General features: G+C 69.1%; 20 protein-coding genes and 1 pseudogene. 10 read left to right on the forward strand and 11 right to left on the reverse strand.

Going from position 1 to position 25,205, the window contains the following annotated elements:
- Positions 1-197: pseudogene (locus DID98_RS36320) on the reverse strand (hypothetical protein); the annotation flags it as partial.
- A gap of 197 nt (positions 198-394) precedes the next feature.
- Here DID98_RS36320 and DID98_RS19010 point away from each other — a divergent pair.
- Positions 395-676, forward strand: coding sequence for a XapX domain-containing protein (locus DID98_RS19010; RefSeq protein ID WP_124488002.1), 282 nt, complete (start codon positions 395-397; stop codon positions 674-676).
- A gap of 222 nt (positions 677-898) precedes the next feature.
- On the forward strand, positions 899-1,807 hold the full coding sequence (locus DID98_RS19015; protein WP_124488003.1) for a LysR family transcriptional regulator: 909 nt from the start codon (positions 899-901) through the stop codon (positions 1,805-1,807).
- 48 nt (positions 1,808-1,855) lie between these two features.
- On the opposite strand, the gene DID98_RS19020 is transcribed toward DID98_RS19015, so the two are convergent.
- The 3 genes from DID98_RS19020 to DID98_RS19035 form a co-directional block, all read right to left on the reverse strand.
- Entirely contained in the window at positions 1,856-3,319 is a 1,464-nt protein-coding gene (locus tag DID98_RS19020) for a mechanosensitive ion channel family protein (protein ID WP_124488004.1), read from the reverse strand.
- A 172-nt stretch (positions 3,320-3,491) separates the two neighbouring features.
- Complete coding sequence (locus tag DID98_RS19025; RefSeq protein WP_124488103.1) at positions 3,492-5,291, reverse strand: winged helix-turn-helix domain-containing protein; 1,800 nt, start codon at positions 5,289-5,291, stop codon at positions 3,492-3,494.
- Between the two features lie 230 nt (positions 5,292-5,521).
- A complete protein-coding gene (locus DID98_RS19035; protein ID WP_124488006.1) occupies positions 5,522-5,905 on the reverse strand; it encodes a hypothetical protein in 384 nt (127 codons plus the stop codon).
- Positions 5,906-5,961: 56 nt separating this feature from the next.
- Here DID98_RS19035 and DID98_RS19040 point away from each other — a divergent pair, with 56 nt between their 5' ends.
- Positions 5,962-6,207: a hypothetical protein gene (locus tag DID98_RS19040; protein WP_124488007.1), complete on the forward strand. Its 246-nt coding sequence runs from the start codon at positions 5,962-5,964 to the stop codon at positions 6,205-6,207.
- Positions 6,208-6,256: 49 nt separating this feature from the next.
- Here the strand turns inward: DID98_RS19040 and DID98_RS19045 are convergent, their stop codons facing one another.
- Both DID98_RS19045 and DID98_RS19050 read right to left on the reverse strand, forming a co-directional pair.
- Positions 6,257-7,078: an alpha/beta fold hydrolase gene (locus DID98_RS19045; RefSeq protein ID WP_124571207.1), complete on the reverse strand. Its 822-nt coding sequence runs from the start codon at positions 7,076-7,078 to the stop codon at positions 6,257-6,259.
- A 67-nt stretch (positions 7,079-7,145) separates the two neighbouring features.
- Positions 7,146-7,571: a DUF3331 domain-containing protein gene (locus tag DID98_RS19050; protein ID WP_124488009.1), complete on the reverse strand. Its 426-nt coding sequence runs from the start codon at positions 7,569-7,571 to the stop codon at positions 7,146-7,148.
- A 549-nt stretch (positions 7,572-8,120) separates the two neighbouring features.
- Between DID98_RS19050 and DID98_RS19055 the strand changes: the two genes are divergently transcribed.
- Complete coding sequence (locus DID98_RS19055) at positions 8,121-8,942, forward strand: alpha/beta fold hydrolase (protein ID WP_185640873.1); 822 nt, start codon at positions 8,121-8,123, stop codon at positions 8,940-8,942.
- Between the two features lie 130 nt (positions 8,943-9,072).
- On the opposite strand, the gene DID98_RS19060 is transcribed toward DID98_RS19055, so the two are convergent.
- Complete coding sequence (locus DID98_RS19060) at positions 9,073-10,659, reverse strand: MFS transporter (RefSeq protein WP_124571208.1); 1,587 nt, start codon at positions 10,657-10,659, stop codon at positions 9,073-9,075.
- Positions 10,660-10,742: 83 nt separating this feature from the next.
- Here DID98_RS19060 and DID98_RS19065 point away from each other — a divergent pair, with 83 nt between their 5' ends.
- Positions 10,743-11,771 (forward strand): HlyD family secretion protein, encoded by a 1,029-nt coding sequence (locus DID98_RS19065; RefSeq protein WP_124488012.1) that lies wholly within the window; start codon positions 10,743-10,745, stop codon positions 11,769-11,771.
- Entirely contained in the window at positions 11,768-13,204 is a 1,437-nt protein-coding gene (locus DID98_RS19070; protein WP_124488013.1) for an efflux transporter outer membrane subunit, read from the forward strand. Before DID98_RS19065 ends, DID98_RS19070 begins: the two co-directional genes overlap by 4 nt.
- 104 nt (positions 13,205-13,308) lie before the next feature.
- Here DID98_RS19070 and DID98_RS19075 read toward each other — a convergent pair whose 3' ends face one another.
- From DID98_RS19075 to DID98_RS19085, 3 genes are all read right to left on the reverse strand, one after another.
- Positions 13,309-13,977 carry a response regulator transcription factor gene (locus DID98_RS19075; protein ID WP_260428093.1) on the reverse strand — a complete coding sequence of 223 codons (669 nt, stop codon included), beginning with the start codon at positions 13,975-13,977 and terminating at the stop codon, positions 13,309-13,311.
- 118 nt (positions 13,978-14,095) lie between these two features.
- Positions 14,096-14,467, reverse strand: a complete 372-nt coding sequence (locus DID98_RS19080; protein ID WP_124488014.1) for a response regulator transcription factor — start codon at positions 14,465-14,467, stop codon at positions 14,096-14,098.
- 101 nt (positions 14,468-14,568) lie between these two features.
- Complete coding sequence (locus DID98_RS19085) at positions 14,569-16,038, reverse strand: winged helix-turn-helix domain-containing protein (RefSeq protein ID WP_185640874.1); 1,470 nt, start codon at positions 16,036-16,038, stop codon at positions 14,569-14,571.
- Positions 16,039-16,395: 357 nt separating this feature from the next.
- Here DID98_RS19085 and DID98_RS19090 point away from each other — a divergent pair, with 357 nt between their 5' ends.
- The gene (locus tag DID98_RS19090; RefSeq protein WP_124488016.1) at positions 16,396-21,480 is read left to right on the forward strand and encodes an ATP-binding sensor histidine kinase; all 5,085 of its coding nucleotides are present in this window, start codon (positions 16,396-16,398) and stop codon (positions 21,478-21,480) included.
- Between the two features lie 40 nt (positions 21,481-21,520).
- On the opposite strand, the gene DID98_RS19095 is transcribed toward DID98_RS19090, so the two are convergent.
- Positions 21,521-22,792: an NAD(P)/FAD-dependent oxidoreductase gene (locus DID98_RS19095; protein WP_124488017.1), complete on the reverse strand. Its 1,272-nt coding sequence runs from the start codon at positions 22,790-22,792 to the stop codon at positions 21,521-21,523.
- A 206-nt stretch (positions 22,793-22,998) separates the two neighbouring features.
- Between DID98_RS19095 and DID98_RS19100 the strand changes: the two genes are divergently transcribed.
- From DID98_RS19100 to DID98_RS19110, 3 genes are all read left to right on the forward strand, one after another.
- Positions 22,999-23,271, forward strand: coding sequence for a UBP-type zinc finger domain-containing protein (locus DID98_RS19100; protein ID WP_124488018.1), 273 nt, complete (start codon positions 22,999-23,001; stop codon positions 23,269-23,271).
- A gap of 134 nt (positions 23,272-23,405) precedes the next feature.
- Positions 23,406-23,888, forward strand: a complete 483-nt coding sequence (locus DID98_RS19105) for a VOC family protein (protein WP_124488019.1) — start codon at positions 23,406-23,408, stop codon at positions 23,886-23,888.
- Between the two features lies 1 nt (position 23,889).
- Positions 23,890-25,116 carry an FAD binding domain-containing protein gene (locus DID98_RS19110; protein WP_124488020.1) on the forward strand — a complete coding sequence of 409 codons (1,227 nt, stop codon included), beginning with the start codon at positions 23,890-23,892 and terminating at the stop codon, positions 25,114-25,116.
- Positions 25,117-25,205: the final 89 nt, after the last annotated feature.

Genomic DNA, 25,205 nt, shown 5'->3' on the forward strand with positions numbered 1-25,205 from the left:
ACGCCGAACGCCATCTGCGGCTGCTGGTCGATGAAGATCAGCTGGCTGTTGTGCGGAGTGAGTACTTCAAGCTTCGGGTTGCTCATGGCGGTGATGTCCTTTGACGCGGAGAAAAATGCGGCCTGCCTCGCCGACCCATGCGGGAGGCAGCCAATACGCTGTGCCGGGAGATTCGACAGCCAGCCGGCATCATTCAATACGCAAATTCCCGATCACGCCAATTAATCATTCTGATTCGCGCGGGCCGCGACGCTCAGGCTTAAAAGATCTGAATTTCGTTGAACCGAACCATGGTGAACGCGAAGACCTGATAGGCTGATCGCGGACTGCCGAAGCGACGCCGGATCGGTAGTTATCCGTATTTTTTACACGACCGCCATTTCACCCGGATCCCATGAAACCGTACACCGCCTCGCTGTTCGCCGGCCTCCTCGCCGGTATCGTCTATGCGCTGATCGACGTGCCGTCGCCGGCGCCGCCGATCGTCGCGCTCGTCGGCCTGTTGGGCATCCTGGCCGGCGAACAGATCCTGCCGGTCGCGCGGCGGATGTTCAGCGGTATCCGGCTCGGCACCGCGTGGCGCGATGCGAAGTGCAGCCAGCACATGTTCGGTGCGCTGCCCGGTGCCCACGCACCCGACACCGCCGCGACGCGCCGCGATTCGACGCCGACGTGACGCCGACGTGACGCACGCACGTTGACCGGATGCAGCCATGCCCGTCCGCGGGCATCGCCACGCCGTCGTGTTCCTTCGATCACGGTGGTGCCACGCGGCCTGGCCCGCGCCATGCCGTTGCGTCCCGCCGCCTGGCCGCGCGATGGATCGTCCTGAACGGTATTGGATCGAGCGGCGCTTGACGCTAACATGGCAGCCCGACGTCCCTCCGTGGAATTCGCCATGAAGCTGTCATTCGAAGCGCTCGAAGCACTGGACGCGATCGACCGCACCGGCACGTTCGCCGCAGCCGCCGAACTGCTGCACCGCGTGCCGTCCGCGCTGACTTACCTCGTACAAAAGCTCGAAAGCGACCTCGACGTCGCGCTGTTCGACCGAAGCGGACGCCGCGCGAAACTCACGCACGCGGGGCGCGTGGTCGTCGAAGAGGGCCGCCGGCTGCTGCATGCCGCCGAACAGCTCGAACGCAAGGCGCAGCGTGCGCAGCAGGGCTGGGAAACCGAGGTCCGGATCTGTGTCGACGAGATCCTGCCGTTCGAGGCGATGTGGCCGTACGTGCACACGTTCTACGGTCTCGAGATGGACACGCGGCTGCGACTGTCCACCGAAGTGCTCGGCGGCACCTGGGATGCGCTGATTTCGCGCCGCGCGGATCTCGTCGTCGGCGCCACGGGCGAGCCGCCCGAGCTGCCGGACATCGTGGCACGGCCGATCGGCACGCTCAGGCACGTGTTCGCCGTCGCCCCCACCCACCCGCTCGCGGCGCTGCCGGAACCGCTGTCGCTGGCATCGGTCGTCGCCCATCGCGGCGCGGCGATCTCCGATACGTCCCGCGAGCTGCCGCCGCGTTCGGTCGCCATCGACGCGGGGCAGCCGTATCTCGCCGTCCCCACCCTCGCCGCCAAACTGGCCGCGCAGTGCGAAGGACTCGCGGTGGGCACGCTCCCCGACTGCATCGCGGCACGCGCGATCGCGCAAGGCAAGCTGGTCGCACGCCAGGTGACCGGCATGCGCGACACGACCCAGTGCTACCTCGCGTGGCGCGGCGACGAGGCCGGACGCGCGCTGCACTGGTGGGTCGAACAACTCGACCGCCCGGACCTCGTCGACCGGTTCACCGCGCTCGCCTGAGCCCGCTCTCTTCGCGGCCGCGACCACCCTTACCCGCCGCCCGCCGCGTCAGCCGAACGAATCGTGCAGGCGCTTCATCTCCTTCTCGAGCCACTCGATCAGGTTGAACGACGCATGCTCGCTCGCGGCCGGCGGCATCCGCATCTTCTCCTCGGTCGCGATGTGCTCGGTGAGCGATTCGCACATCAGCCGCCCCAGTTCGGGCTTCCTCGCGAGCAGCGGCGACAGGTCGCGACTGCTCAGCTGATAGGCCGTCACGGCCGTCACCGCGTAGACGCTCGCATGCAGCTGCGTGCCGGCGAGCACGACGGACTGGCCGATCGCGTCGCCGGGCGCCATCCGCCTGACTTCCGTGTTGCCCGTCGCGCCGGGCACGAACACCGCCGCGACGCCGGCCGCGACGATCGTCAGCAGGCGCGCGTCGGAGTTCGACGCGTAGATCACCTCGCCCTTGTTGAACACGCGTGACGCGAGCGCATCGGCCAGTATCGCCAGGTCCGCGTCGTCGAGCTGCCTGAACAGCTCGACCGCGCGCAGCAGGCGTTGCCCGCGCGACGCCGGACCGGGTGCCGCCGGTGCGCCCGTCAGCGGGCGCAGCGCGACGTCCGCGGCAGCCAGATGCCGGTGGGCCAGATCGTAGAGCCGGTTGCGGACGTCGATCTTTTTCTGCAGCGAGTCGACGTAACAGACGAGTTCGTATTCGATCGAGTTGGTCCTGAACGCCTTGACGACCGGGATCGGCGCCGGACTCGCGAGCACGTCCAGCGAACTGGCCGCGGCATGCGCGAGCGCATCGACGACGACCGCGGGCCGCGCTTGCGGGTCGAGCTCGATCGTCAGCGTCACGCCGTACACGTTCGCCGGTTCGCTCAGGTTGACGATCGCCGCCTTGGCCGCGACGCTGTTCGGCACGACGACCAGGTTGCCGAGGCTGTCGATCAGCTTGGTCGCGCGCCAGTTGCTTTCGACGACGCGCCCTTCCAGCGCGCCGATCGCCACCGTGTCGCCGAGACGAAACGGCTGCGTGGTATTCAGCACCAGGCCCGAGAACACGTCGTTCAGCGTGTTCTGGACCGCGAGCCCGAGGATGACGGCGACCGCCCCCGACGTCGCGACCACGCCGCTGAGCGGCAGCCCCAGCACGTAGCCCAGCGCGGCGACGGCGGCCGCACCGAACACAGCGCCCGCGGCGATGTCGTGGAACAGCCGCTGGTTGCGCCATGCGCGCGGCAGCAGCAGATGATCGAGCATCAGGCTGAACACCAGCGCGCACTGCAGCCACCATGCGACGCCGATCACCTGGATCGCGAGCCGGTCGAACCGGTCGGGCGACGCCGGCACCGCGAGCGGGCTCACGCCGGTCGAGAACAGCACGTAGGTCAACGCTGCGAACGATGCGCAGCGCCACACGGCTTTCGTCGTCGAACGGCCGCGCCCGAGCAGCCGCCAGGCGATCAGGTCGGCAAGAACGATCGGCGCGCCGTAAGCGACCGTGACGGACAGGTTCGGCATGCTGGAATGGGCTGAGGGCGTGCTTCGCGACGGGCGGGGACCCTGCGCCGGCAGTCGGTGGCGTCGCGACAGCGATGAGCGGACAGTCCCCGCGCATGCAATGTAGACGCGCCGGCCGGCCAGGTCCTGTGTTCGGCCTGAAATGTTCTGAATGCGCGCTCGGCGCGCCGCGCTACGCGTCGCGCGGCGGCAGTTCGGCCTCGCCCGCCTCGAATCCGAGCGCATGCACTTCCGACCATGCGTCGTGCGCGATCTGCGTCGGCCCCGACGTGTGCGCGAGCGCGGCCGCATACGCGGCCAGCAGCCGCACGCGCGCGTCGGCGCACGCGGGCGTGTCGTCGAGATCGCGCATCGCGTCGAGCGCCGCGCGCGCCCGTTCGCGACACTCGTCCACGAGCGACAGGTCGAACAGGCAGGGCACCGCGACCGCGGCCAGCGCGATGCCGACCCGCGCGTCGCCGTTCGGCGAAAACGCCCAGTCGAGCGCCGCGCGTAGATTGCCGAGTTCGCGCCGGATCACGTCGAGCCGCGATTCGGCGAGCTGCCCGTCGTCGCTACCGGGCGCACGCCGGAACAGCGCCAGGAAGTAGCGCGCGTGCGCGAGCGCCGCGGCCGCGCATTCGCCGTTGGTCTCGAGCTGCTGCAGCGCGTACGCGCGCGTCGTCGTCAACAGCCGGTAGCGCGGCGCGCCATGCGCGCTCTCGAGGCTCAGCAGCGATTTCGACACAAGGCCCGCGATCGCGTCGAGCAGCGCCGTGTCGACGAGCCCCTTCGTTCCGACGATGTCGCGCACCGCGTCGATCGAGAAGCTGTCGCGGAACACGCCGAGCCAGCGCAGCAGCAGGCGCTCCGCGTCGTCGAGCAGGCGGTAGCTCCAGTCGTACATCGCCTGCAGTGTCTGATGACGCGGCAACGCCGTGCGAAAGCCGCCGGTCAGCAGCCGGAAATGGTCGTCGAGATGCGCGGCCAGCACGTCGATGCCGAGCACGGCTGCGCGGGCCGCGGCCAGCTCGATCGCGAGCGGCAGCCCATCGAGACGCCGGCAGACCGACGCCATCAGCGCCAGGCAGCGTTCGTCGAGCGGAAAGCGCGGGTCGGCGGCGCGGGCGCGCGCCGAGAACAGTTGCACCGCGCTCGCGCCCGCGGTCTCGCGTTCGTCCGCGCCCTCGGCGGGTACCTCGAGCGGCGGAACCGGACACAGTCGCTCGCCCTGGATCCGCAGCGCCTCGCGGCTGGTCGCCAGGACGCACAAACCGGCATCCGACTCGGTCAGCGCGGTCGCGATCCGCGCGGCGGCATCGAGCAGGTGTTCGCAATTGTCGAGCACGAGCAACATCCGCCGATGCGCGACGCTGGCGAGCACGGCTTCGAGCGTCAGCGACCCGGCCGGGTGCACGAGGCCGAACGCGCCGGCCAGCGCGTCGGGCACGAAGTGCGGGCACGCCACCGTGGCCAGCGATACGAACGCGGCGCCATCCGGAAAGCGCGCTTCGGCCCGCATGGCCGCTTCGAGCGCCACCCGCGTCTTGCCGATGCCGCCCGCACCGACCAGCGTCACGACGCGCGCGGTGTCGAGCGCCGCGAGGACGTCCGCGACCGTCTGCTCGCGGCCGATGAGTGCGGTCGGCGCGGGCGCCAGCCGCGATGTCGCGGGACGCACGGGCGCCGCGGCCGGCGCTTGCGCTTGCCCGGCGACCAGCCGGTAGCCGCGCCCCGGCACCGTGATGATCAGGTTCCGGTCGCCGGCGAGCGCCTTGCGCAACGCGGCGACATGCACCTGCAGGTTGTTTTCCTCCACGACCGTGTGCGGCCACACGCGCTGCATGATCTCGTCTTTCGATACCAACGCACCGTTCGCCCGAATCAGGAGTTCGAGAATTTCGAATGCGCGACTGCCGATTCGCAGCAGTTTGCCGTTCGAGCGAATTTCACGCCTGTCGAGGAAAACGTGAAGTGTTCCAATCCGGATCATTTGAATTCTTAATCGCTTTCCATTCATCGATGCCCTGTCGGAAATGACACCGGTGATGCAGATGCTACGGCATTTTAAGCATCCATTGATTCAAATTATTAGAAGCCAAAGAGCAAATTTTTTGAATCGACGACAACCGCGAATGGCCGCCGCAGGCCGGTATTCGCGCTGCACCTCGTCCAGCGCCGCGCATCACGGCTTCCAGCGCCGGCAACAGGCGAAACAGCGATTCACCAATGAACCCGTTTGGTGTGATAAAAGCGCCGCCATTCCTGATTTGCTTTTGCACGAATCACTTGCCGTGGCGATTTGAATGAATTGCGCCGAGGTTGCGGGAAAAAACTTTTGTTCTGCATGCGATGCGCGTGTTCGCATTTGCATCGATCATCGGTATGCGCCGCGGCATCGCATTCGATGCCGAATTGCTGTACGCCGCCGCGTTGTTCCATCGCATCGGGCCGACGGAAGGCCAGCGGCACAGGCGCCGGCGCGACGAGAGCGACGGCGCGAACGTCACGCACGCGTTTCTCTTTCCCGGCGGACACGGCGTCGCCGCCGAAGACGGGGCCGCGGTATGGCGCGCGATTGCGCTGCACGCGGCTGTCGGCATTCATCCGTACATGACACCACCGACGGCATTACTCGGCGCGGGGTCGAAGCGGATCTCTTTGTGCTGCGTTTCGACGAGGTGGGCCGCGCCAAAACACGCCAAAACGCGACGAGATCGTGCAGGCGTGGCCACGGGCGGAGCCCACGCTTCAAGGCGCCGTTCCTCGAGGCATACGCCGCGGGCACCGCGCATCGCCCCGAAATCGCGTTCGGCAACGTCGTCGCTGACGTGCTCGAGCGCTGCGACCCGGACTATCGTCGGACGAATTTCTGCGGCCTGGTGCTCGGGTCGAAATGGGCGGAGTGAGTGCGAGCGGCCGGCCGTGTTCGCCGCGCCGCGTCGCTCCGCCGCCGCATCACGCGCGGACGAACGCCAGCAGTTCGTCGTTCAGGCGTTGCGCGTGCGTCAGATACAGCGCGTGCGGCCCGCCCTCGTAGACGCTCAGCGTCGCGCGCGGCACGCGCTTCGCGGTCGCGGCGCCCGTCAGCGCGAGTGGCACCGTCTGGTCGTCGTCGCCGTGAATCACGAGCGTCTGCACGTCGAACCGGTCGAGATCCGCCCTGAAATCGGTTTCGGAAAACGCCCCGACGCAATCGAGCGTGCCCTTCAACCCGGCCTGCAACGCCATGAACGTGGTCCAGTCGAGCGCCGCGCGCGAGATCGTCGACGCGGGCCGGTTCGAACCGGTGAACAGCGGCCAGAAGTTCTCGAAGAACGCCGCGCGATCCGCGACGATGCCCGAGCGAATGCCGTCGAACACGGCGACGTCGACACCGTCGGGATGATCGTCGCGGCGCGCGACCAGCGGCGTCACCGCGCCGATCAGCACGGCTTTCGCGATGTGCCGCGTACCGTGCCGGCCGATGTAGCGCGCCACCTCGCCGCCGCCCATCGAAAAGCCGACGAGCGTGACGTCGCGCAGCCCGAGCGTCTCGATCAGCGTCGCGAGATCGTCGGCCAGCGTGTCGTAGTCGTAACCCGTCCACGGCTGGCCGGAGCGGCCGAAGCCGCGCCGGTCGTAGGCGATGCAACGCATGCCGTGCGACGCGAGATGATGCATCTGGACGTCCCACATGTCCGCATTCAGCGGCCAGCCGTGAATGAACACGACCGGGCGGCCGGCGCCCCAGTCCTTGTAGTAAATCGAAACGCCGTCGCGTGTCGTGAACGTGCTCATGCGGATTCCTCGGTGGTGATCAGGCGGCCGCCGGCCGGTGCCGACGGACGGCGCGCGGAGCGCCGCGTCATGACCGCGACAGCCTGGCGATGAAGCGGTTCAGCTCGGCCGCGAGGATCACGTCCCGATAGTTCGCCGGGCGCTTCGCGCCGCGCCATTGCGGCTTGTAGATCGCATCGCCGGCACGGATCGTGATGCCGGTCAGCGCGCAGCGCCCGAGACCGCGCGACTTGGCGCTGATCCAGCGCTGCTCGTCGTAGCGAAAGCGCGTGGGATCGCTCCACGATATCAGGACCGACGAATCGGTCTGCCGCTCGGCCGCGACGATCGCGCACCGGCGGCGCATGCCGCCGCTCGACGCGGCCGGCACTTCGTCGCGATGGCGACGGCACGCGGCGTCCGGGTCGCGAAGTGGCGGCGGCGCGTGGCGGCGCGCGGCGGCCGACGGGTCGAGCAGCGTCATCACGTGTTCCCAGCGATTGAAGGCGTCCATGGCGGCGTATCCGGGCAAGTGGCGACGGGCCGGATGTCTCGCACCCGCACGCATCGCGATGCGTCATCCGCCGCCGCGAACCGGCAAGATCCGCGACGGGATGACCTGATGCCGACGATAACGGGCCGCCGCTGAAGAGTCTTTACGCCGGGCTTAATTTTTCTGGCGGGTGCGCTCGCGCGGCGCGCGGCGGCCGCGTTCACGACAATTCAGCACGATTTCAGTACGCGCCGCGCGGTCGCGGGATAGCCTCCTGTCGGCGTTCGTTCGTGCCCTTGCGTGCCTGCCGGCGCGCGAACGCGAACGCGCCGGCTGCCCGCGCGAGCGCCGCTCGCGGGCAGATCCGAAACCCTTCAAATCCAACGCGGCACCATTGCACCGCACGTTCAAGGAGTCCTCATGCGTCCCGCAGATCACGACGCCATTCCCTCGGCGCGCCGCCGAGACATGCTGCTGGCCGGCGCGACCGCCGTTGCCGCCGCCGCGCTGCCGGCCGCTGCCGCCGCCGCCCCCAAACACGCCGCTTCCGCCCATCAAGGAGCCCATGCGATGAACACGATCACCACCAAAGACGGTACGCAGATTTACTTCAAGGACTGGGGCAGCGGCCGTCCGGTCGTGTTCTCGCACGGCTGGCCGCTGTGCGCCGATGCGTGGGACGCGCAGATGCTGTTCCTCGTGCAGCACGGCTACCGCGTGATCGCGCACGACCGGCGCGGTCACGGCCGCTCGAGCCAGCCGTCGCAGGGCAACGACATGGACACGTATGCCGACGACCTGGCTGCGCTGATGAATGCGCTCGACCTGCGCGAGGCCACGCTCGTCGGCCATTCCACCGGCGGCGGCGAAGTCGCGCACTACATCGGCCGGCACGGCACGAAGCGCGTGGCGAAGGCCGTGCTGATCGGCGCGGTGCCGCCGCAGATGGTGAAATCGGCGTCGAATCCTGGCGGCCTGCCGATGGACGTGTTCGACGGCATCCGCAAGAACGTCGCCGAGAACCGTTCGCAGTTCTACAAGGATCTCGCGGTGCCGTTCTTCGGCTTCAACCGGCCGAACGTCAAGGTGTCGCAAGGCACGATCGACGCGTTCTGGGCGCAGGGCATGATGGGCGGCGTGTACGGCCAGTACCAGTGCGTCAGGGAATTCTCCGAGGTCGACTACACCGAGGACCTGAAGAAGATCGACGTGCCGACGCTGATCCTGCACGGCGACGACGACCAGATCGTGCCGATCGACGATTCGGCGCGCCTGTCCGCGAAGATCGTGAAGCACGCGCAGCTGAAGGTGATCCCCGGCGGCGCGCACGGGATGTGCGTCGTCAATGCCGACCTGATCAATGCCGAACTGCTCGCGTTCCTGAAGGCGTAAGCGCTGCGGCACGGCGCGCGCGGCCCTGGCGCCGGCGCGCCGTTCAGGAAGATTCAGGAATTTTCAGGCCGACGCGATTCCGTCGCGGGGAGCGCGATCGCTAAGATCGTCGCTGCGCGATGCCGGGGGCTCATGGCGATGGCGCGCGCGCCGGCCTGAGCAGGATGCCGATCAACACCCCGGCGACGGCGAACGCCATCGCGACCCGGAAATTGTCCGCGAGCGCGAGCGTGGTCGCCTGGACCCGGACCGCCCGGTCGAGCAGCGCATAGGTCGCCTGATCGCCCGTGGCGAAGGTGGCGCCGTGCGACACGAGCGACGCCGCGCCAGCCCGCAGCCGCGCGAGCGTTTGCGGATCAGACAGCGTGACATGCAGACCGACGAGATTCGAATGGGTAGCCTCCATGATGCGCTGGATCACCGCGATCGACGTCGTGCCGAGTTGCCCGCTCAGCAGGCGCGTCGTCTGCACGACGGCGCCGAACGTCAGCGCGTGCTCGGCCGTCACATGCTTGCCGAAGAAGAAGATGACCGACGTGAGCGCCATCGTCTGCCCCAGCGCCTGGAGCAGTTGCGACGGGATGAAGTCCGGCTCGGCCCACGCGGGCGTGAGACGCGCGCCGAGCGCGAACGCGACCGCCACCATCAGGAAACCGGCCACGATCAGCCGGCGCGGATCGACGCGCTGCAGCAGCCACGCGACGCACGGCGCGAACAGCAGTTGCGGAATCGCGATCCAGCGCAGCGTATCGCCGATCTGCAGCGGGCGAAGCCCGTAGGTGCTCGCGAGAAACACCGACGGAATGAAGCTCGTGTTGAGCACGGTGAAGCGCACGAGACCGACGAGCAGGATCAGCAACGCGACGTTGGGCAGCGCGAGGTAGCCGAGATCGAGCCCGGCCTGCCGGGACGTGAGTTCGTGGATCAGGAATGCGGCAATCATCAGGATGCCGATGCACAGCAGCGCGACGATCAGCGGCGACTGGAACCAGAACAGCCGTTCGCCCTGGTCGAGCGCGATGCACAGGCACGCGAACCCGCCGGCGCCGAGCAGCATGCCGCGCGCGTCGAGGCCGGATGTGAAGCGCTTGACCGGCTCGTTCGACAGCGACAGCAACAGGCAGACGATGAACGGCACCGTCAGCAGCGCGTTCTGCCAGAACAGCCAGCGCCAGCTCAGGTGTTCGCTGTACCAGCCTTCGAGCGTCGCGGACAGGTTCAGCGACATCTCGAGGTTCATCGCATACGCGGCGATGCCGAACGGGATCAGCCGCGGCGGCAGCGTGCGGACGACGAACCCGACGGTCAGCGGCACGAACACGCCGGACGCGAAGCCGGCGAGGCTCTGGAACGCGATGAAGGTGCCGAAGTTCGTGCACAGCGGCAGCACGGTTTCGACGACGAGAAACACCGAGGCGCCCGCCAGCAGCACGCGGCGCGTGCCGAACACGAAGGCCGCCGCGATCGCGAGCGGGCCGACGAACATCTGCGACGCGGTGAACGCCGTGTTGATCCACGCGCCTTCGTCGAACCCCACGCCGAGCGCGCCGCGCACGTCGGCGAGCCCGAGCGACGTGATGCGCGACGTCAGCGTCGCGATGATCGCGCCGAGCAGCACGGACGCGATCGCGGCGATCGAGCGAAACGTCGGTATGTCGGCGGCCGGCGCGGCGGCTGGCCCCGGTGTCGCGCCACCGGGGGCGAACGTGGTGTTCATCGTCGAGCGGCTCCCGCATATGAGGCTCGCGCAAGCATAGCGCGATACGAAGAAAGTCGTCCGTACGATGGAGTATCCCGACCATGACCCCGAACCCGCCGGACTCGCCGTCCGTTCCCGCCGCGCGTTCGCGCAAGTGGCCGGTCGTGCTGATCGCCGCCGGCGCGCTGCTGCTCGTCGCGCTGCTGGTCTACGAATACGATGCGCACGAGCGCGGCACCGACGACGCGTACGTGACCGGCCATCTGCACGTGATCTCGCCGCGCGTGGCCGGCACGGTCGAGCGCGTGCTGGTGGACGACAACCGGTTCGTGCATGCGGGCGAGCCGCTCGTGCGGCTCGACCCGCGCGATTTCGACGTGCGCGTCGCGCTGCAGCGGGCGCGCGTCGCGCAGGCCCACGCCGATGCGAGCCGCGCGAAGGCGCTGGTCGAGCAGGCCGACGCGACGCGCGTGTCGGCGCATGCGGATGCCGAGAAGGCCGAGCTCGATTACGCGCGGGCCCGCGAGCTGACCCGCGAAACGCCCCGCGGGCTGTCGCAGCAGGAATTCGATGCGGCCAACGCGGCCCGCAAGTCCGCCCGCGCGCGCATCGACGCGGCCGACGCGCAATGGCGCAGCGCGCAGGCCGCGTGGCAGGCGGCGGCCGCCGTGTCGAACCAGAACGACGCCGAATTGCGCGACGCGGAACTCCAGTTGCAATACACGACCGTCGTCGCGCCGTCCGACGGTTATGTCGGCAAGAAGACCGTCGAGACCGGCGAGCACGTCGCGCCCGGCCAGGCACTGCTCACGCTCGTCGAGCCGCACCCGTGGGTGGTCGCGAACTTCCGCGAAACCCAACTGCGGCACGTGCGCACCGGCGACGCCGTGCAATTGCGCTTCGACGCGCTGCCGGAGCGGACCTTCAGCGGCCACGTCGACAGCCTGTCGCCCGCGACCGGCGGGCAGTTTTCGCTGCTGCCGCCCGACAACGCGACCGGCAACTTCACGAAGGTCACGCAGCGGGTGCCCGTGAAGATCCTGCTCGACGGGCAAGCGGTGACCGAGCCGCGCATCCGGCCCGGCCTGTCGGTCGTCGTCACGCTGCAACCCGAGCGCGCGCAGCCATGATCCGCATCGCCGCCCCGTTCGCCGCCGTGTTCGCGGCCTGCCTGCTGAGCGCATGCACGATCGCGCCGCGGCCGCTTGCGCCCGTACCGGTCGGACCGGCCCCGTTCCGCCATGCGGATGCGGCGAACCCACCCGCCGCGCCGCTCGCCGAGTGGCCCGCATGGTTCGGCGCGCCGCCGCTCGTCACGCTCGTCGACGCCGCGCTCGCGGGCAATCCCGACCTCCGCGCCGCCGCGGCGCGCGTCGACCAGGCGCAGGCGCTGCTCGGCGTGCGCGAAGCCGCGCTGGCGCCCACCGTCGGTGTCGCGCCGTCGTTCAGCCGCTCGCGCGTGTCGGGCACGGTCGACAACGCATTGCCGAAACGCACGATGCACAACTGGTCGGTGCCGTTCACCGCGAGCTACGAAGTCGATCTGTGGGGCCGCCTGCGCGGCGACGCCGAGATCGGCCGGCAGAACGTGCTGCAGGCCGACGCGGATCGCGCGGCGGTGCGCCTGCGCGTGGCGACCGACGTCGCGGCCGACTACCTGACGCTCCATTTCGTCGAACAGGATCTCGCGACGCTCGCGCGCGCGATCGACCTGCGCCGCACCGCGCTCGACGTGATCGCCGCGCGCGTGCGGGCCGGCGCGGCGAGCGATCTCGACGCGCTGCGCGCGTCGGCCGATCTCGATACGGCACGCGCCGATCTCGCGGACAGCCGCCGGCTGCGCGAGAACCTCGTCGACGCGCTCGCCGTGCTGACCGGCGTGTCGCCGACCACATTCGCCGTCGCGCCCACCGCATCGCTCGTGCGCGTGCCGGACGTGCCGCCCGGGCTGCCGTCCGCGCTGCTCGCGCAACGGCCCGACGTCTACGCGGCCGCGCGCCGTGCCGACGCGGCGTCGCTCGAGATCGGCGTCGCCCGCACCGCATGGCTGCCGACGTTGACGCTGACCGCGCAGGGTGGTTTCGCGAGCCGCGATCTCGGCACGTTTCTCGATCGCAACAGTTCGCTGTGGGGGCTCGGCGCGAGCGTCGCCGAAACGCTGTTCGACGGCGGCAAGCGCGACGCCGCGGTGGCCGCCGCGACGGCCGGCGCGGACCTCGCCGACGCGAACTATCGCGCGACCGCGCTCGGCGCGCTGCGCGAGGTTCAGGACGCGCTCAACGACATCGCCGCGCAGAAGGAGCGGATCGCGCGCTACGACAGCGCGGCGCGCGCGACCGAGGCGGCCGCGCGGTTGTCGCTGAGCCGTTATGCGCACGGCTACGTCAGCTATCTCGAGGTGATCGACGCGGACCGCGATGCACTGAGCGCGCAACGCCAGCTGATTCACAGCCGGCAGTCGCTCGCGATCGCGACGATCGGCCTGGTGCGCGCGCTGGGCGGCGGATGGACGCCGCCGGCGTCGGCGTCGGCCGGCGACGCACGTCGCGCCGGACGCTTGTGACGCTGCACGAACGCGCGCCGCGCGTTCGCCGGACGGGCGTCAGACGCTTTCATGCCGCTCTTAAGCTTACCTAACGTTTTTTGCGTTGTTGCACGGTCACCCGCTCAGTCACCCGCTCTGCCACCCGCCCCCGCCGGGCGCACGCCGAGCGCTTCGGCCTGGCGCACGAGATCCGGCAGCGTGCGGACCTGCATCTTCTTCATCACCTGCGCACGATGCACCTTCACCGTGATTTCCTGCAGCCCGAGATTCGCCGCGATCTGCTTGTTCATCAGGCCCGCGATCACCTGGCTCATCACTTCGCGTTCGCGCGGCGTCAACGACGCATAGGCCTGCCGCACCGCATCCAGCGCACGCTCGCGCGCGAGGCGTTCGCCGTCGCTGGCCAGCGCGCGGCCGACGGCATCGAGCATCGTGTCGTCGTCGAACGGCTTGGTCAGGAAATCGAGCGCGCCGCCCTTCATGGCCTTGACGGTGGTGGCCACGTCGCCGTAACCCGTCATGAACAGGATCGGCACGTTCATGCCCGCGCGCACCGCTTCCTCCTGGACGGCGAGCCCGCTCTCGTCGGCCAGGCGCACGTCGAGGATCAGGCAGCTCGGCACGTCGGGCCGCTCGAATGCGAGGAACGCGCGCGACGACGCGAACGTCTCGACGCGAAACCCGGCCGAACGCAACAGTGCGCTCAGCGCGCGCCGCAGCGTTTCGTCGTCGTCGACCACATAGACGATCGGCGCGGGATCGCCCGCGCCCTGGTGACGGTTCGAAGTCATATCCGGCGTGCTCGCCATCGCATTCCTCGTGTAGGCATCCGCTTCATTATCGAATGATAAACCGAGAAAAGTCCGGGCGGACACGCCGGCGCGCGCGGCATGACGGCGGACGCGCCACTCACGCGGGCGGTGTGCCGGATGCGACCTGATCGATCAGGTCGAGCAGGTCGTCCGATGGAAACGGCTTGCGCAGGAACGCGACCGCGCCTTGCGCGAGCGCACGGCGGACCGACTCGTCGTCGCCGTGCGCCGACATCAGGATGACCGGCAGCGCCGCGTTGCGCCGCACCAGCAGGCGCTGGACGTCGAGACCGCCCATCCCTTTCATCTTCAGGTCGAGCAGCACGCACGCCGCGTCGTCCAGCGGGCCGGTCGCGAGAAATTCTTCGCCCGACGCGAACGGCAATGCGGTATGGCCCGCCGATTTCAGCAGGCTGGCAAGACTCTTTCGGACCGACGCATCGTCATCGATGATGCAAACAAGGGCCATGAAATAAAAACCTAAATGGTGTCAATCGAGGTGAGCGCCGTGCGGTTCATGCCGCATCGACAGGCGCCGCCGCTGCGCGCCAGGTCCGCGCAGCCCGGCTGTCACGCCCACGATCCGGCGACCGGCACGGCCGGCGCCGGCTGCAGCGCGTCCGCGTGCGGATCGGCCGCAAACGACGCGCGGCGCGCGTGGAGACGCCCGGCTTCGCCCGATTCCGCCAGTTTCTCGAGCGCATACGCGCGCACGACCTCGAGCAGCGAGTAGCGCTTCGACAGTCCGACCGAATGAACGACCAGCAGCGATTTCGACGCCAGGCTGACGAGACAGTCCAGCACCTCGTCCGCACCCAGTTCGTTGCAGGCGGCCAGCGCGCAGGCCGCGTCGAGCCGGAACGCATCCGGAAACACCGCGAGACGGCACAGCACGGTGCGCTCCATGTCATCGAGCAGCCGATAGCTCCACTCGATGGTGGCCCTGAGTGTCTGCTGGCGCGGGTGCGCCGTGCGCAGGCCGCCGGACAGCGACAGCACCGACTTGTCGAGATCCGCCGCCAGCCCCTGGATGCCGAGCGACGCGACACGGGCCGCGCCGAGCTCGAGCGCGAGCGGCAGGCCGCTCAGGCGGCGGCAGAGGGTTGCGATCGCGTCGAGCGTCTTCGCGTCCGCCGGAAGATCCGTACCCATCGCGCGCGCGCGCGCCAGGAACATCCGGACCGCGCCGCTCGCGACGATGTCGTCGGCGTTCGCGCCGGCCGGCGGCAACGACAGCGGCCCGACGCGATAGACCCGCTCGCCCGCCACCCGCAACGGCTCCCGGCTCGTCACGACGAGTATCGCGCCAGGGTTCGCGTCCGCGATCGCTTCGCTCAGGTCGGCCAGTTCGTCGACGTACTGCTCGGCGTTGTCGAACACGAGCACGACGCGCTGCTCGCCGATCGCCTGGACGACGTCGGCGGGACCCGCGCCCGGGCCGCCCGGCAGGTCGAACGCGTCCAGCACCGCGCACGCCAGGGTCGCGTCGGCCCGCAGGCCGGCCAGGTCGACCCGGACGATCTCGATCGCGTGCGCCATCGACCAGGCCGTCGCGACTTCCAGCGCCAGATGCGTCTTGCCGACGCCGCCGGGACCGACCAGCGTGACGAGCGCCTCGCGTTCGAGCAGCCCGTGCAGCTCGGCCGCTTCCTGCTCCCGGCCAATCATCGGACATTTGCGCGGCGTAGCACTCGCGCGGACATTGCCTGCCGAGTCGAACGCGAGCGGCGGGCGATCGCCGTGCGCATGGTCGGCCGGCGGCGCGAGCCGGTAGCCGCGGCCCGATTCGGTCCGGATCCACCCGTGCTTGCCGCCGAACAGCTTGCGCAGCGTCGAGACGTGGACCTGGATGTTGTTCTCGACCACGATCGTGTTCGGCCACACGGCCTGCATGATCTCGTCCTTCGACACGAGCCGGCCGGCCGCCTTCACCAGCAGTTCGAGGATCTCGAACGCCCGGGCGCCGATATACCGGGGCTGCCCGTCGACACAGACTTCGCGGCATTCAAGGGAAACCGTCACCCGTCCGAACGTGTACATGATCCGCACTCGCTTATGCTGCCTGCCACCTCGCGCCGCCTCGCGAGGCGACGCGCTCCTGGGTTGCCCGTCCGGCCATGCCGATGCATGCCGGAAGGCGTGACCGTATCGTAGGTCGCAACCGGCGCCGCGAATATTATCCATAGGTTTAAGTCCGGCCCCGGCCGGCCGCCGGGGCTCAAGGGCGCGGCGGGTACTGCAAAATCCCGCGGGCTGTCGGACAATGCACGGGTCGCGGCCCGAACGCGCGCGACCGAGCCCGGCCGATCCCGCATCGCGAGCCGCTTCCACCTCCTCCACCCAGCCCGCCGCCCCACCGTGAATCAGCCCTTGCGTAACCCGGACGACACGAACCGAATGGATGCCGAATGGCTCGCGCGTGCCCGCCTGTCGAACGTGGTGCGCTCGGGCGACGTCCTGACCTTCGACCTGACCGACCGCGCGACGGGGCGCGTGTGGCCGGCGTGCCAGACCGGCTGGGAATTCGACCAGCGCTGCCGGCAGTTCGAGCAGGAACATGCGTTGAACGGGATCCTGGACCCGGCCTGGGCGCTCTTGCCGGTGGCGCTGATCCGCGCGGCCGACGGCCCGGTGCTCGTTCATCCGCGCCTGGACGTGCGTGCGTTCGACACGCTGACCGACGGCCGGCTACCGCTCGACGCCTTTCTCGAAACGGCGATCGGCGCCGCCCGCACGCTCGGGGAACTGCATCGGCGCGGCTGGCTGCACGGCGATCTCCAGCCGGCCAGTTTCGTCATCGCAGCGGACGGCACCGTCATGCTCCGCTCGTTCGCCCATGCCCGGGAGCGCGCGACGAAACAGGCGGCGGACCGCACGATGCGCACGGATTTCGCCGCGTACGCCGCGCCGGAAGTCTCGGCAGGCGCGTGCGTCGACGAGCGCGCCGACCTGTACGCGTTCGGCATCACGCTGTTCCGCCTGCTGACGGGCGCGATGCCTTACAAGGCCGCGTCGACGTCCGACTGGGTCCACGCGCACGTCGCGATCAAACCGTCGCCGCCCACGGCGTTTCGCGGCGACGTGCCCGCCATCCTGAACGATCTGATCCTGAAGCTGATCGCCAAGGAACCCGCCGATCGCTACCCGTCCTGTGAAGCGGTGCAGCACGATCTCGAACGGATCCTGCACGACTGGCTCGCCGCGGGGCGCGTCGAGCCCTTCGCGCTCGGCGGCTGCGATCCGTTCGCCGGTCTGCACACGCTCGACCTGCCGGTCGGCCGAGACGTGGAAATTCATCTGCTCGAGGGGATCCTGGAGAGCGTCACGCGCACCGGCGAGTCGGCCCTCGTGCTGGTCGGCGGACCGGCCGGCGTCGGCAAGACCGCGCTCGCCGAACACTTCGTGCGTCATGCGCGCGCCGCGTCGCGCACCGCCTGGTTCGCGTCGGCCACGGTCGACCGGTTCCAGCCCGCGCGGCCGTATGCGCCCGTGCTGCAGGCGCTGCGCACGCTGTTCGGCAGTGCGCTGGCGAGGCGCGACGACGAAATCGCGGCGATCGCCGCGCGGCTGCGCGACTGCGTGGGTCGGCAGGCCAGTCTTCTTGCGGCGATCTTCCCGGAAACCGGGTGGCTGCTCGACGTCGAGCCCGTCGCGTTCGACCCTACCGATGCGATTCCCGAATTCCATCTGTGCCAGATCGTCGTGAATGCATTCCGCGCGTTCGCGGCGCCGGGCGAGCCGCTCGTCATGACACTGGACGACATCCAGTGGGCCGACGAAGCGACGCTCGCGTTCCTCGCATCGATCGCGCTCGATCCGCCGGCCCATGTCTGCATCGTCGCCAGCTATCGGAGCGGGCCGCCGCATGACGACGCGCCGGCGTTCCGGCACCTGCGCGAGCAGCTCGATCGCGCCCGCGTCGCGTCGCTGACGCTGGCACCGCTCGATACGCCCGACGTCACGCGGATGCTCGCCGGCATGCTCGGCGAGGCGCCGGCCCGCTTGTCCGGGCTCGGCGACATCGTTCATCGCAGGACGGGCGGCAATCCGTTCTACATCCAGCAGCTGCTGCGCACGCTGATCGACGAGCAGCTGCTCGGCTACGATCCGGTGCGGCAAGCGTGGCAATGGAATGCGGACGACATCGAGGCGCGCCACGAGACCGAGAACGTCGTGAGCCTGCTCGCGGTCCGGATGCAGCGCTTGCCGCACGAAACGAGAACGCTGCTGGCGCTGATGGCCTGTATCGGCATCGACATCGACGAAGCGCTGTTGCGCGCGGCCGCCGACAAAACGCTGGCCGAACTCCGCTTCTGGCTGGACCCGGCGCGCCGGATGGGTCTCGTGTCGCTCTCCGGCGACCGCTGGCGCTTCGCTCACGACCGCATCCTCGAGGCCGTCTACGCGCTAACGGGGCGCCCGGAGCGCGCGCTGCGCCACGCCCGGATCGCCGCCGCGATGCTCGCGCGCGCGAACCCGCCGTCACCCGACTCCTTGCTGGCGCTCGCCGCCCAGATCGAACTGGCGCAAGGCGTGCCGCTCGACGACACGCTCGCGCTCGCATACGCGGGTGCGCTCGCCGACGCCGCGGAGGCCGCGGCCACGGCCGCCGCGCGCGATCGTGCGTTGTCGTTTCTTGCGTCGGCGCAATCGCTGCTCGGCCCGCATGCCTGGTCGCAACACTACGGCCTCGCCAGCCGGATCGGCATCCTGCGCAGCGGCCTGCTGCTCGCGACCGGCGAAACCGCACAGGCGTCCGACGCGATCGACACGCTCATGGCACGTACGCGCACGCCCGCCGACCGCGCCGAGGCGCATCGGCTGAAGGCCGCGCAGCTCACGGTGGAGGCGCACTACCGGCAAGCCATCGACGTCGCGCTGGCCGGGCTGGCGCTGCTCGGCGTCGAACTGCCCGCCGAGCCGGTCGAGGCCGATCTCGCGGCGGCCTGCGATGCGGTGCGCGCGGCGCTCGACGGCCGCGACATCGCCGACCTGGTCGACCTGCCCGTGATGACCGACACGCGCGTGGAAGCCACGATGGCACTGCTGACCGCGCTCGAAGCCGCGATGTTCTATCCGAGCGGCGGGTTGATGCTGCTGCATTTCGCGACGATGGTGCGGCTGACGCTGCGCCACGGCGTCACCGCCGCGTCGGTGCAGGGGCTCGCGTGGTACGGCGTGAGCATCGCGGAGCACCACGGCGCGTATGAAGACGGCTTCGAATTCGCCAGGGTCGCGCTCGCGCTGGTCGATCGCCACGGCTTCGAGCGCTATCGCTCCGCCACGCTGATCGCGCTCGACCAGGTGAGCGTCTGGACCCAGCCGCTGTCCTACGCACTCGAACGCGCACGCGATGCGAAAGCCGCGGGCAATGCGAGCGCCGAGCTGCGATGGATGTGCTACAGCTGCAATCACATCGTCAGCGATCTGTTGTCGATGGGCGAGGCGCTGCCCGCGATCCGCGCCGAAATCGACCCGCTGCTGGAGATCGCGCGTGGCGCGCACTACGACGACATCACCGACCTCGTCTCCACACAATCCGAATTCATCGATGCGCTGCAGTTCGGCCAGGACCGGCTGATCGGCAGCTGGCGTGCCCGTGCGTCATCGCGGACCCCGATGTCGGTCCTGGCGTTCTGGACCGACGTGCTCGCCGGCCAGGCGGCCTTCATCTTCGGCGACGCCGCGACGGCGCGCGCATCGCTCGATGCGGCTACGTCGAGTGCATGGTCGACGCCCGCGCACATCATGCTTGCCGATTTCCACCTGTTCAGCGTGCTGGCCGGGATCGCATGCGACGACGGCGCAACGCCGCCCGAACGCATGCTCGAACGCTTCGCGCCCCAGCGCGCCCGCTTCGCGGTGTGGAGCGAGCGAAATCCCGGAACGTTTCTCAACAAGCTCGCGCTGATCGATGCCGAGTTCGCGCGCGTGCGCGGCGAGCACGTGGTCGCGATGCAGCAGTACGAAACGTCGGCCAGCCTCGCGGCGGAACACGGCTTCGTGCACGAACAGGCGCTCGCGCACGAGCGGGCCGCGCAGCATGCCGCGTCGCTCGGGCTCGGCGGCCAGGCCCGTCATCAGTTGCGGCTCGCCCATGCGTGCTACCGGCGCTGGGGCGCGACCGGCAAGACGCGGGCGATGGAAGCGCAGCATCCGTTCCTCGTGATGGATCCGTCGCCGGGCGGCCCGGCCGCGCCCGCGCGCGAAGATCTCGATTTCGCGCTCGCGATGCGCGCCGCCCATTCGTTATCCGAAGAAATCGTGCTCGGGCGCCTGATCCAGACGCTGATGCGCAACATGCTCGTGTATGCCGGCGCGCGCCATGGCCTGCTGCTGCTCACCCGGCACGACCGGCTGACCATCGAGGCGGTGGCGCGCATCGCGGGCAGCGACGTGATCGTCGATATCGCCCGCAGCGAACCCACCGAACAGGATGTGCCGCTGTCGATCCTGAACACCGTCGCGCGCACGCGCAAGCCGATCGTGCTCGAGAATGCGCAGCGCGACGGCGTGCCCGATCACGTCGACAGCCTGCGCGCGCACCCGACGCGCTCGCTGTTCTGCCTGCCGCTGTTGAAACAGGGCGCGCTGGTCGGCGTGCTTTATCTCGAGAATGCGCTGAGCAACGGCGTGTTCTCGCCGCGGCGCATCGCGATGCTGGAAGTGCTCGCGCCGCAGGCGGCCAACGCGCTCGAATCCGCGCGGCTTTACGCAGAACTGATCGACGAGAACGCGCGCCGGGTCGAGACCGAGGCCGCGCTGCGGCACGCGCGCACCGAGCTCGCGCGCACCGCGCACATGACGGTGATGGGCGAACTCGCCGCATCGATCGCGCACGAGATCAATCAGCCGCTGACGAGCATCGTGTCGAGCGCCGGCGCGGGCATGCGCTGGTTGCGCGGCCCGCAACCCGATCTCGGCGAGGCGCTCGCGAGCCTGGACGACATCCGTGCATCCGGCGTGCGCGCGGCCGACATCGTCCGCGCGTTGCGATCGCTCGCGCGCCAAACGCCGCCCGCGCTGGCGCCGGTCGCGATCGACGACCTGATTCGCGACATGCTGCGTCTCACCGAGACGGAAATCGACGCGAAGCAGGTGGTGCTGCGCACCGAACTGCACTGCGACGGCATCTGCGTGATGGCCGACCGCACCCAGATCCAGCAGGTGATCCTCAACCTCGTCACCAATGCACTCGACGCAATGGACGGACTCGTCACGCAGCGCGAACTCGAAATCGCGTCGCAGGTCAGCGACGGCCATGCGGTGGTCCGCATCGCCGATCGCGGCGCCGGCATCGCTGCGGACATCGCCAACCGGATCTTCGATCCGTTCTTCACGACGAAATCGCACGGCATGGGAATGGGACTCGCGATCTGCCGCTCGATCATCGAGGCGCATGGCGGCACGCTCGAAGCGGCGCCGCGCGACGGGCACGGTACCGTGATGACGTTCCGGCTGCCGGTGTCGACGCGCGGCTGATACCGGCGGCCAACGCATCGCGGCGCCAGCGCCGCACGGCTCAGGCTGCGCCCTGCCGCTGCGCATCCTCGCTCAGGAAGCGGTGGACGAAGGTCACGGCCATCGCCCCTTCGCCGACCGCCGACGCCACCCGCTTGACCGAGCCCGACCGGACGTCGCCCGCCGCGAACGAACCCGGCACGCTCGTTTCGAGATAGTAGGGCCGGCGCTCGAGCGGCCACACGCGCCCGAATGCAGGACAGTCGTAGAGGTCGCTGCCCGTGACCAGGTAGCCGCTCTCGTTGCGAATGATGTTCGTGTCCCTCGCCCATTCGGTGTTCGGCGCACCACCGATGCAGACGAACAGGTGCGTGGCCGGCAGCACTTCCCGCGCGCCGTCTTCCGTGCGCAGCACGATCGCCTCGAGCCGGCCGTCGCCCTGCAACGCGTCGACGGTCGTGCCGTAGCGGACGGTCACGTTCGGCATGCGCTCGATCCGGTCGATCAGGTAGCGCGACAGCGTTGCCGCGAGCGATGCGCCGCGCACGACCATCGTGACTTCACGCGCGTGCCGTGCGAAGTTCATCACCGCCTGCCCGGCCGAATTTCCGCCGCCGACGATGAACACGTGCTTGCCCTCGCACATCGGCGCCTCGCTCGATCCCGCGCCATAGAACAGGCCCGCGTTGAGAAAGCGCTGTTCGTCCGGCAGACCGAGGCTGCGGTATTCGATGCCGGTCGCGCAGATATTTGCGCGCGCGGTCAGAATCGAGCCGTCGGCCAGGTCGACGCGAATCTTGCCGTCGACGAACGTCGCATGCACGCCCTCGCGCATCATCAGCAGCTCGACGCCGAACTTGACCGCCTGCTGGCGCGCACGCTCGGCCAGCTCGGCGCCGGGTATGCCGTCCGGGAATCCCATGTAGTTCTCGATCAGCGAACTCGTCCCCGCCTGTCCACCGACCGCATCGCGCTCGATCACGACGGCCCGCAACCCTTCCGATGCCGCGTAGACGGCAGCCGACAGGCCCGCCGGGCCGGCACCGTAGATCGACAGGTCATACTCGATGAAGCGCGGCCGCGCGACCCAGCCGAGCTTGGCGGCGATCTCCGGCAGCGTCGGCTGGTACATGCACGTTCCGTCCGGAAAGACGACGACCGGCAACCGGACATCGCGCAGCGGCGCGATGCCCAGCTCGCGCACGCAGTCGGTGTCGGACGTCAGTTCGCACCACGCGTACTCGACCACGCCGCGCTTCAGGAAATCGCGAATTGCGTAGGCTTCCCTGCTGTTCGGCAAACCGATTACCCTGACATGCTGAGACTGCGTCATGAAGCCCTCCCGGCGACCGCACCGCGACATTGCACCCCGGCCGCACTTGCGACTGTACGTCGTCGTCGCCATCGCGCCGCGACGTTTAATAAGAATTAAGGTCCGCTCGCGCCACGACCGTCCACAATGAATCCTGTCCACCTCCGCTTGCAGCTTCGTGCCGGCCGCGCTGCGAGCGCCCTGCGGCGCCGGCATCGGAGCGAAAGATGACTACCACCTGCAGTCACCTCGGCGAAGCGCGCGTCCTGCACACCGACAAGGACTACTGCGAGGAATGCGTGAAGTCCGGCAGCCGGTGGGTGCATCTGCGCCTGTGCCTGAGCTGCGGGCAAGTCGGTTGTTGCGACTCGTCGCCGAATCGCCACGCGAGCCGGCATTTCCACGAAACCGGCCATCCGCTCGCCCGTTCGATCGAGCCGGGCGAGCGCTGGGTAAGGTGCTACGCGGACGAAGTCATGGCCGGCGAAATCGCGTCGTAGCGCATCGCGCGCCGGCATCCGGCACCCATTTCCACTGCGGGTAAACACCGCTCGATCGCGGCTTTGTCCTGCCGATCTTTTCCACTAGAATTTATCGAACGATAACTTATCGACTGATAAACACGAGGTGTCCCATGCCTGTATCCAGACTTGCGCACTACTCGATCCGCACGCTCGATCTCGAGAAATCGTGCCGGTTCTATGAACGCGTGCTCGGCTTCAAACGCGGCTATCGTCCGCCGTTCGACTTTCCCGGCGCATGGCTCTACAAGGGCGGCGACGAAGCCGATTACGGCACCGTGCACATCATCGGCGTCGATCCGTCCAATCCGGACGGCCTTGCCGCCTATCTCGGCGACAAGCCGCTGCCGGCCGCCGGCACCGGCACCGTCGACCACATCGCGTTCCTCGCGACCGGCGTCGAGGCGACGTGGCGCACGCTGCGCGCCGAGAACATCCCGTGGCGCGACCGCACGGTGCCCAGCCTCGGCCTGCACCAGGTCTTCATCGAGGATCCGTCCGGCGTGACGATCGAACTCAACTTCCCTGCCGCTGAGGTTGAGGGCCTCGCGCTTCCCGACGCGGCCGCATCGGCCGGCGCATCCACCGGAGACTGACATGAACAACATCACTGCAAGCAAACGCAAGGCCGCCATCGTCGGCGGTTCGCTGGGCGGGCTGTTCGCAGCCAACCTCCTGCTGCGCAACGGCTGGGACGTCGACGTGTACGAACGCGTGCCCGAGGCGCTGTCGGGCCGTGGTGCCGGCATCGTCACGCATCCGGAACTGTTCGACGTGATGCTCGCCGCGGGCGTGCGCATCGACGCGTCGATCGGCGTCAAGGTCGAGTCGCGCATCACGCTGTCGCAGGACGGAGCCGTGGAATCGGAACGGCGCTTGCCACAGACGCTCACCGCGTGGAGCAAGATGTACCACGTGCTGCGTGCTGCGCTGCCCGATCAGCACTATCACGCGGGCGCCGTCGTGACCGACGTCGCGGACGGGCCGGAGCACGCGTCTATCACGCTGTCCGATGGCTCGGTCGTGCATGCCGATCTCGTCATTGCCGCCGACGGGTTCCGCTCCGCGATTCGCGAGCGGCTGCTGCCGGACGCGCAGTTGCAATACGCGGGCTATGTCGCATGGCGCGGGCTGGTCGACGAAGCCGCGCTGTCGGAAGCGACCCACGCGAGCCTGTTCGACAAGTTCGCGTTCGGCTTGCCGCCGCACGAACAGATCCTCGGCTACCCGGTCGCCGGCCAGGGCAACAGCACGCAACCCGGCGAGCGCCGCTACAACTTCGTCTGGTATCGCGCGACGCGCGAAGACACCGACCTGCCGAACCTGCTGACCGACGAGACCGGCAAGCTGTGGGCCGGCGGCATTCCGCCGACGCTGATCCGGCGTGAGGTCCTCGCCGATCTCGAGGACGCGGCCGACGCGCTGCTCGCGCCGCAGTTCGCGGAAGTCGTCGCACGCGCGACGCAGCCGCTGTTCCAGCCGATCTACGACCTCGAAGTGCCGCGCATGGCGTTCGGCCGGATCGCGCTGCTCGGCGATGCCGCGTTCGTCGCGCGGCCGCACTGCGGAATGGGCGTCACGAAGGCGGCCGGCGATGCGCTCGCGCTCGTCGCGTCGCTCGCCACGCGCGCCGACACGCTCGACGCGCTGTGCGAATACAGCGAGACGCGCACCGCCTTCGGCGTCGCGATCGTGCAGCACGCGCGCCATCTCGGCGCGTACATGCAGGCACAACTGAAGAACGACACCGAGCGCGCAATGGCCGAGCGCTATCGCACGCCGGAAGTCGTGATGCGGGAAACCGCGGTGCCGCCGCATTTCTGAGCCGCATTTCCGAGCCGGGCACGGGCGGGCGCCGCGCACGAGACGCGCGACGCCCGACGCCCGGCCGCGACATTCGATCCATCGAGGAG

Origin of the sequence: Burkholderia sp. Bp8984 (assembly GCF_003853755.1) — a bacterium.
In the GTDB taxonomy this organism is placed as follows: Bacteria; Pseudomonadota; Gammaproteobacteria; order Burkholderiales; family Burkholderiaceae; genus Burkholderia.

Excerpts from the sequence above, each read along its gene's own strand:
- DID98_RS19010 (WP_124488002.1), top strand. The coding sequence starts at position 395 with ATGAAACCGTACACCGCCTCGCTGTTCGCCGGCCTCCTCGCCGGTATC.
- DID98_RS19015 (WP_124488003.1), top strand. The coding sequence starts at position 899 with ATGAAGCTGTCATTCGAAGCGCTCGAAGCACTGGACGCGATCGACCGC.
- DID98_RS19020 (WP_124488004.1), bottom strand. The coding sequence starts at position 3,319 with ATGCCGAACCTGTCCGTCACGGTCGCTTACGGCGCGCCGATCGTTCTT.
- DID98_RS19025 (WP_124488103.1), bottom strand. The coding sequence starts at position 5,291 with ATGATCCGGATTGGAACACTTCACGTTTTCCTCGACAGGCGTGAAATT.
- DID98_RS19035 (WP_124488006.1), bottom strand. The coding sequence starts at position 5,905 with ATGAATGCCGACAGCCGCGTGCAGCGCAATCGCGCGCCATACCGCGGC.
- DID98_RS19045 (WP_124571207.1), bottom strand. The coding sequence starts at position 7,078 with ATGAGCACGTTCACGACACGCGACGGCGTTTCGATTTACTACAAGGAC.
- DID98_RS19050 (WP_124488009.1), bottom strand. The coding sequence starts at position 7,571 with ATGGACGCCTTCAATCGCTGGGAACACGTGATGACGCTGCTCGACCCG.
- DID98_RS19055 (WP_185640873.1), top strand. The coding sequence starts at position 8,121 with ATGAACACGATCACCACCAAAGACGGTACGCAGATTTACTTCAAGGAC.
- DID98_RS19060 (WP_124571208.1), bottom strand. The coding sequence starts at position 10,659 with ATGAACACCACGTTCGCCCCCGGTGGCGCGACACCGGGGCCAGCCGCC.
- DID98_RS19065 (WP_124488012.1), top strand. The coding sequence starts at position 10,743 with ATGACCCCGAACCCGCCGGACTCGCCGTCCGTTCCCGCCGCGCGTTCG.
- DID98_RS19070 (WP_124488013.1), top strand. The coding sequence starts at position 11,768 with ATGATCCGCATCGCCGCCCCGTTCGCCGCCGTGTTCGCGGCCTGCCTG.
- DID98_RS19075 (WP_260428093.1), bottom strand. The coding sequence starts at position 13,977 with ATGACTTCGAACCGTCACCAGGGCGCGGGCGATCCCGCGCCGATCGTC.
- DID98_RS19080 (WP_124488014.1), bottom strand. The coding sequence starts at position 14,467 with ATGGCCCTTGTTTGCATCATCGATGACGATGCGTCGGTCCGAAAGAGT.
- DID98_RS19085 (WP_185640874.1), bottom strand. The coding sequence starts at position 16,038 with ATGTACACGTTCGGACGGGTGACGGTTTCCCTTGAATGCCGCGAAGTC.
- DID98_RS19090 (WP_124488016.1), top strand. The coding sequence starts at position 16,396 with ATGGATGCCGAATGGCTCGCGCGTGCCCGCCTGTCGAACGTGGTGCGC.
- DID98_RS19095 (WP_124488017.1), bottom strand. The coding sequence starts at position 22,792 with ATGACGCAGTCTCAGCATGTCAGGGTAATCGGTTTGCCGAACAGCAGG.
- DID98_RS19100 (WP_124488018.1), top strand. The coding sequence starts at position 22,999 with ATGACTACCACCTGCAGTCACCTCGGCGAAGCGCGCGTCCTGCACACC.
- DID98_RS19105 (WP_124488019.1), top strand. The coding sequence starts at position 23,406 with ATGCCTGTATCCAGACTTGCGCACTACTCGATCCGCACGCTCGATCTC.
- DID98_RS19110 (WP_124488020.1), top strand. The coding sequence starts at position 23,890 with ATGAACAACATCACTGCAAGCAAACGCAAGGCCGCCATCGTCGGCGGT.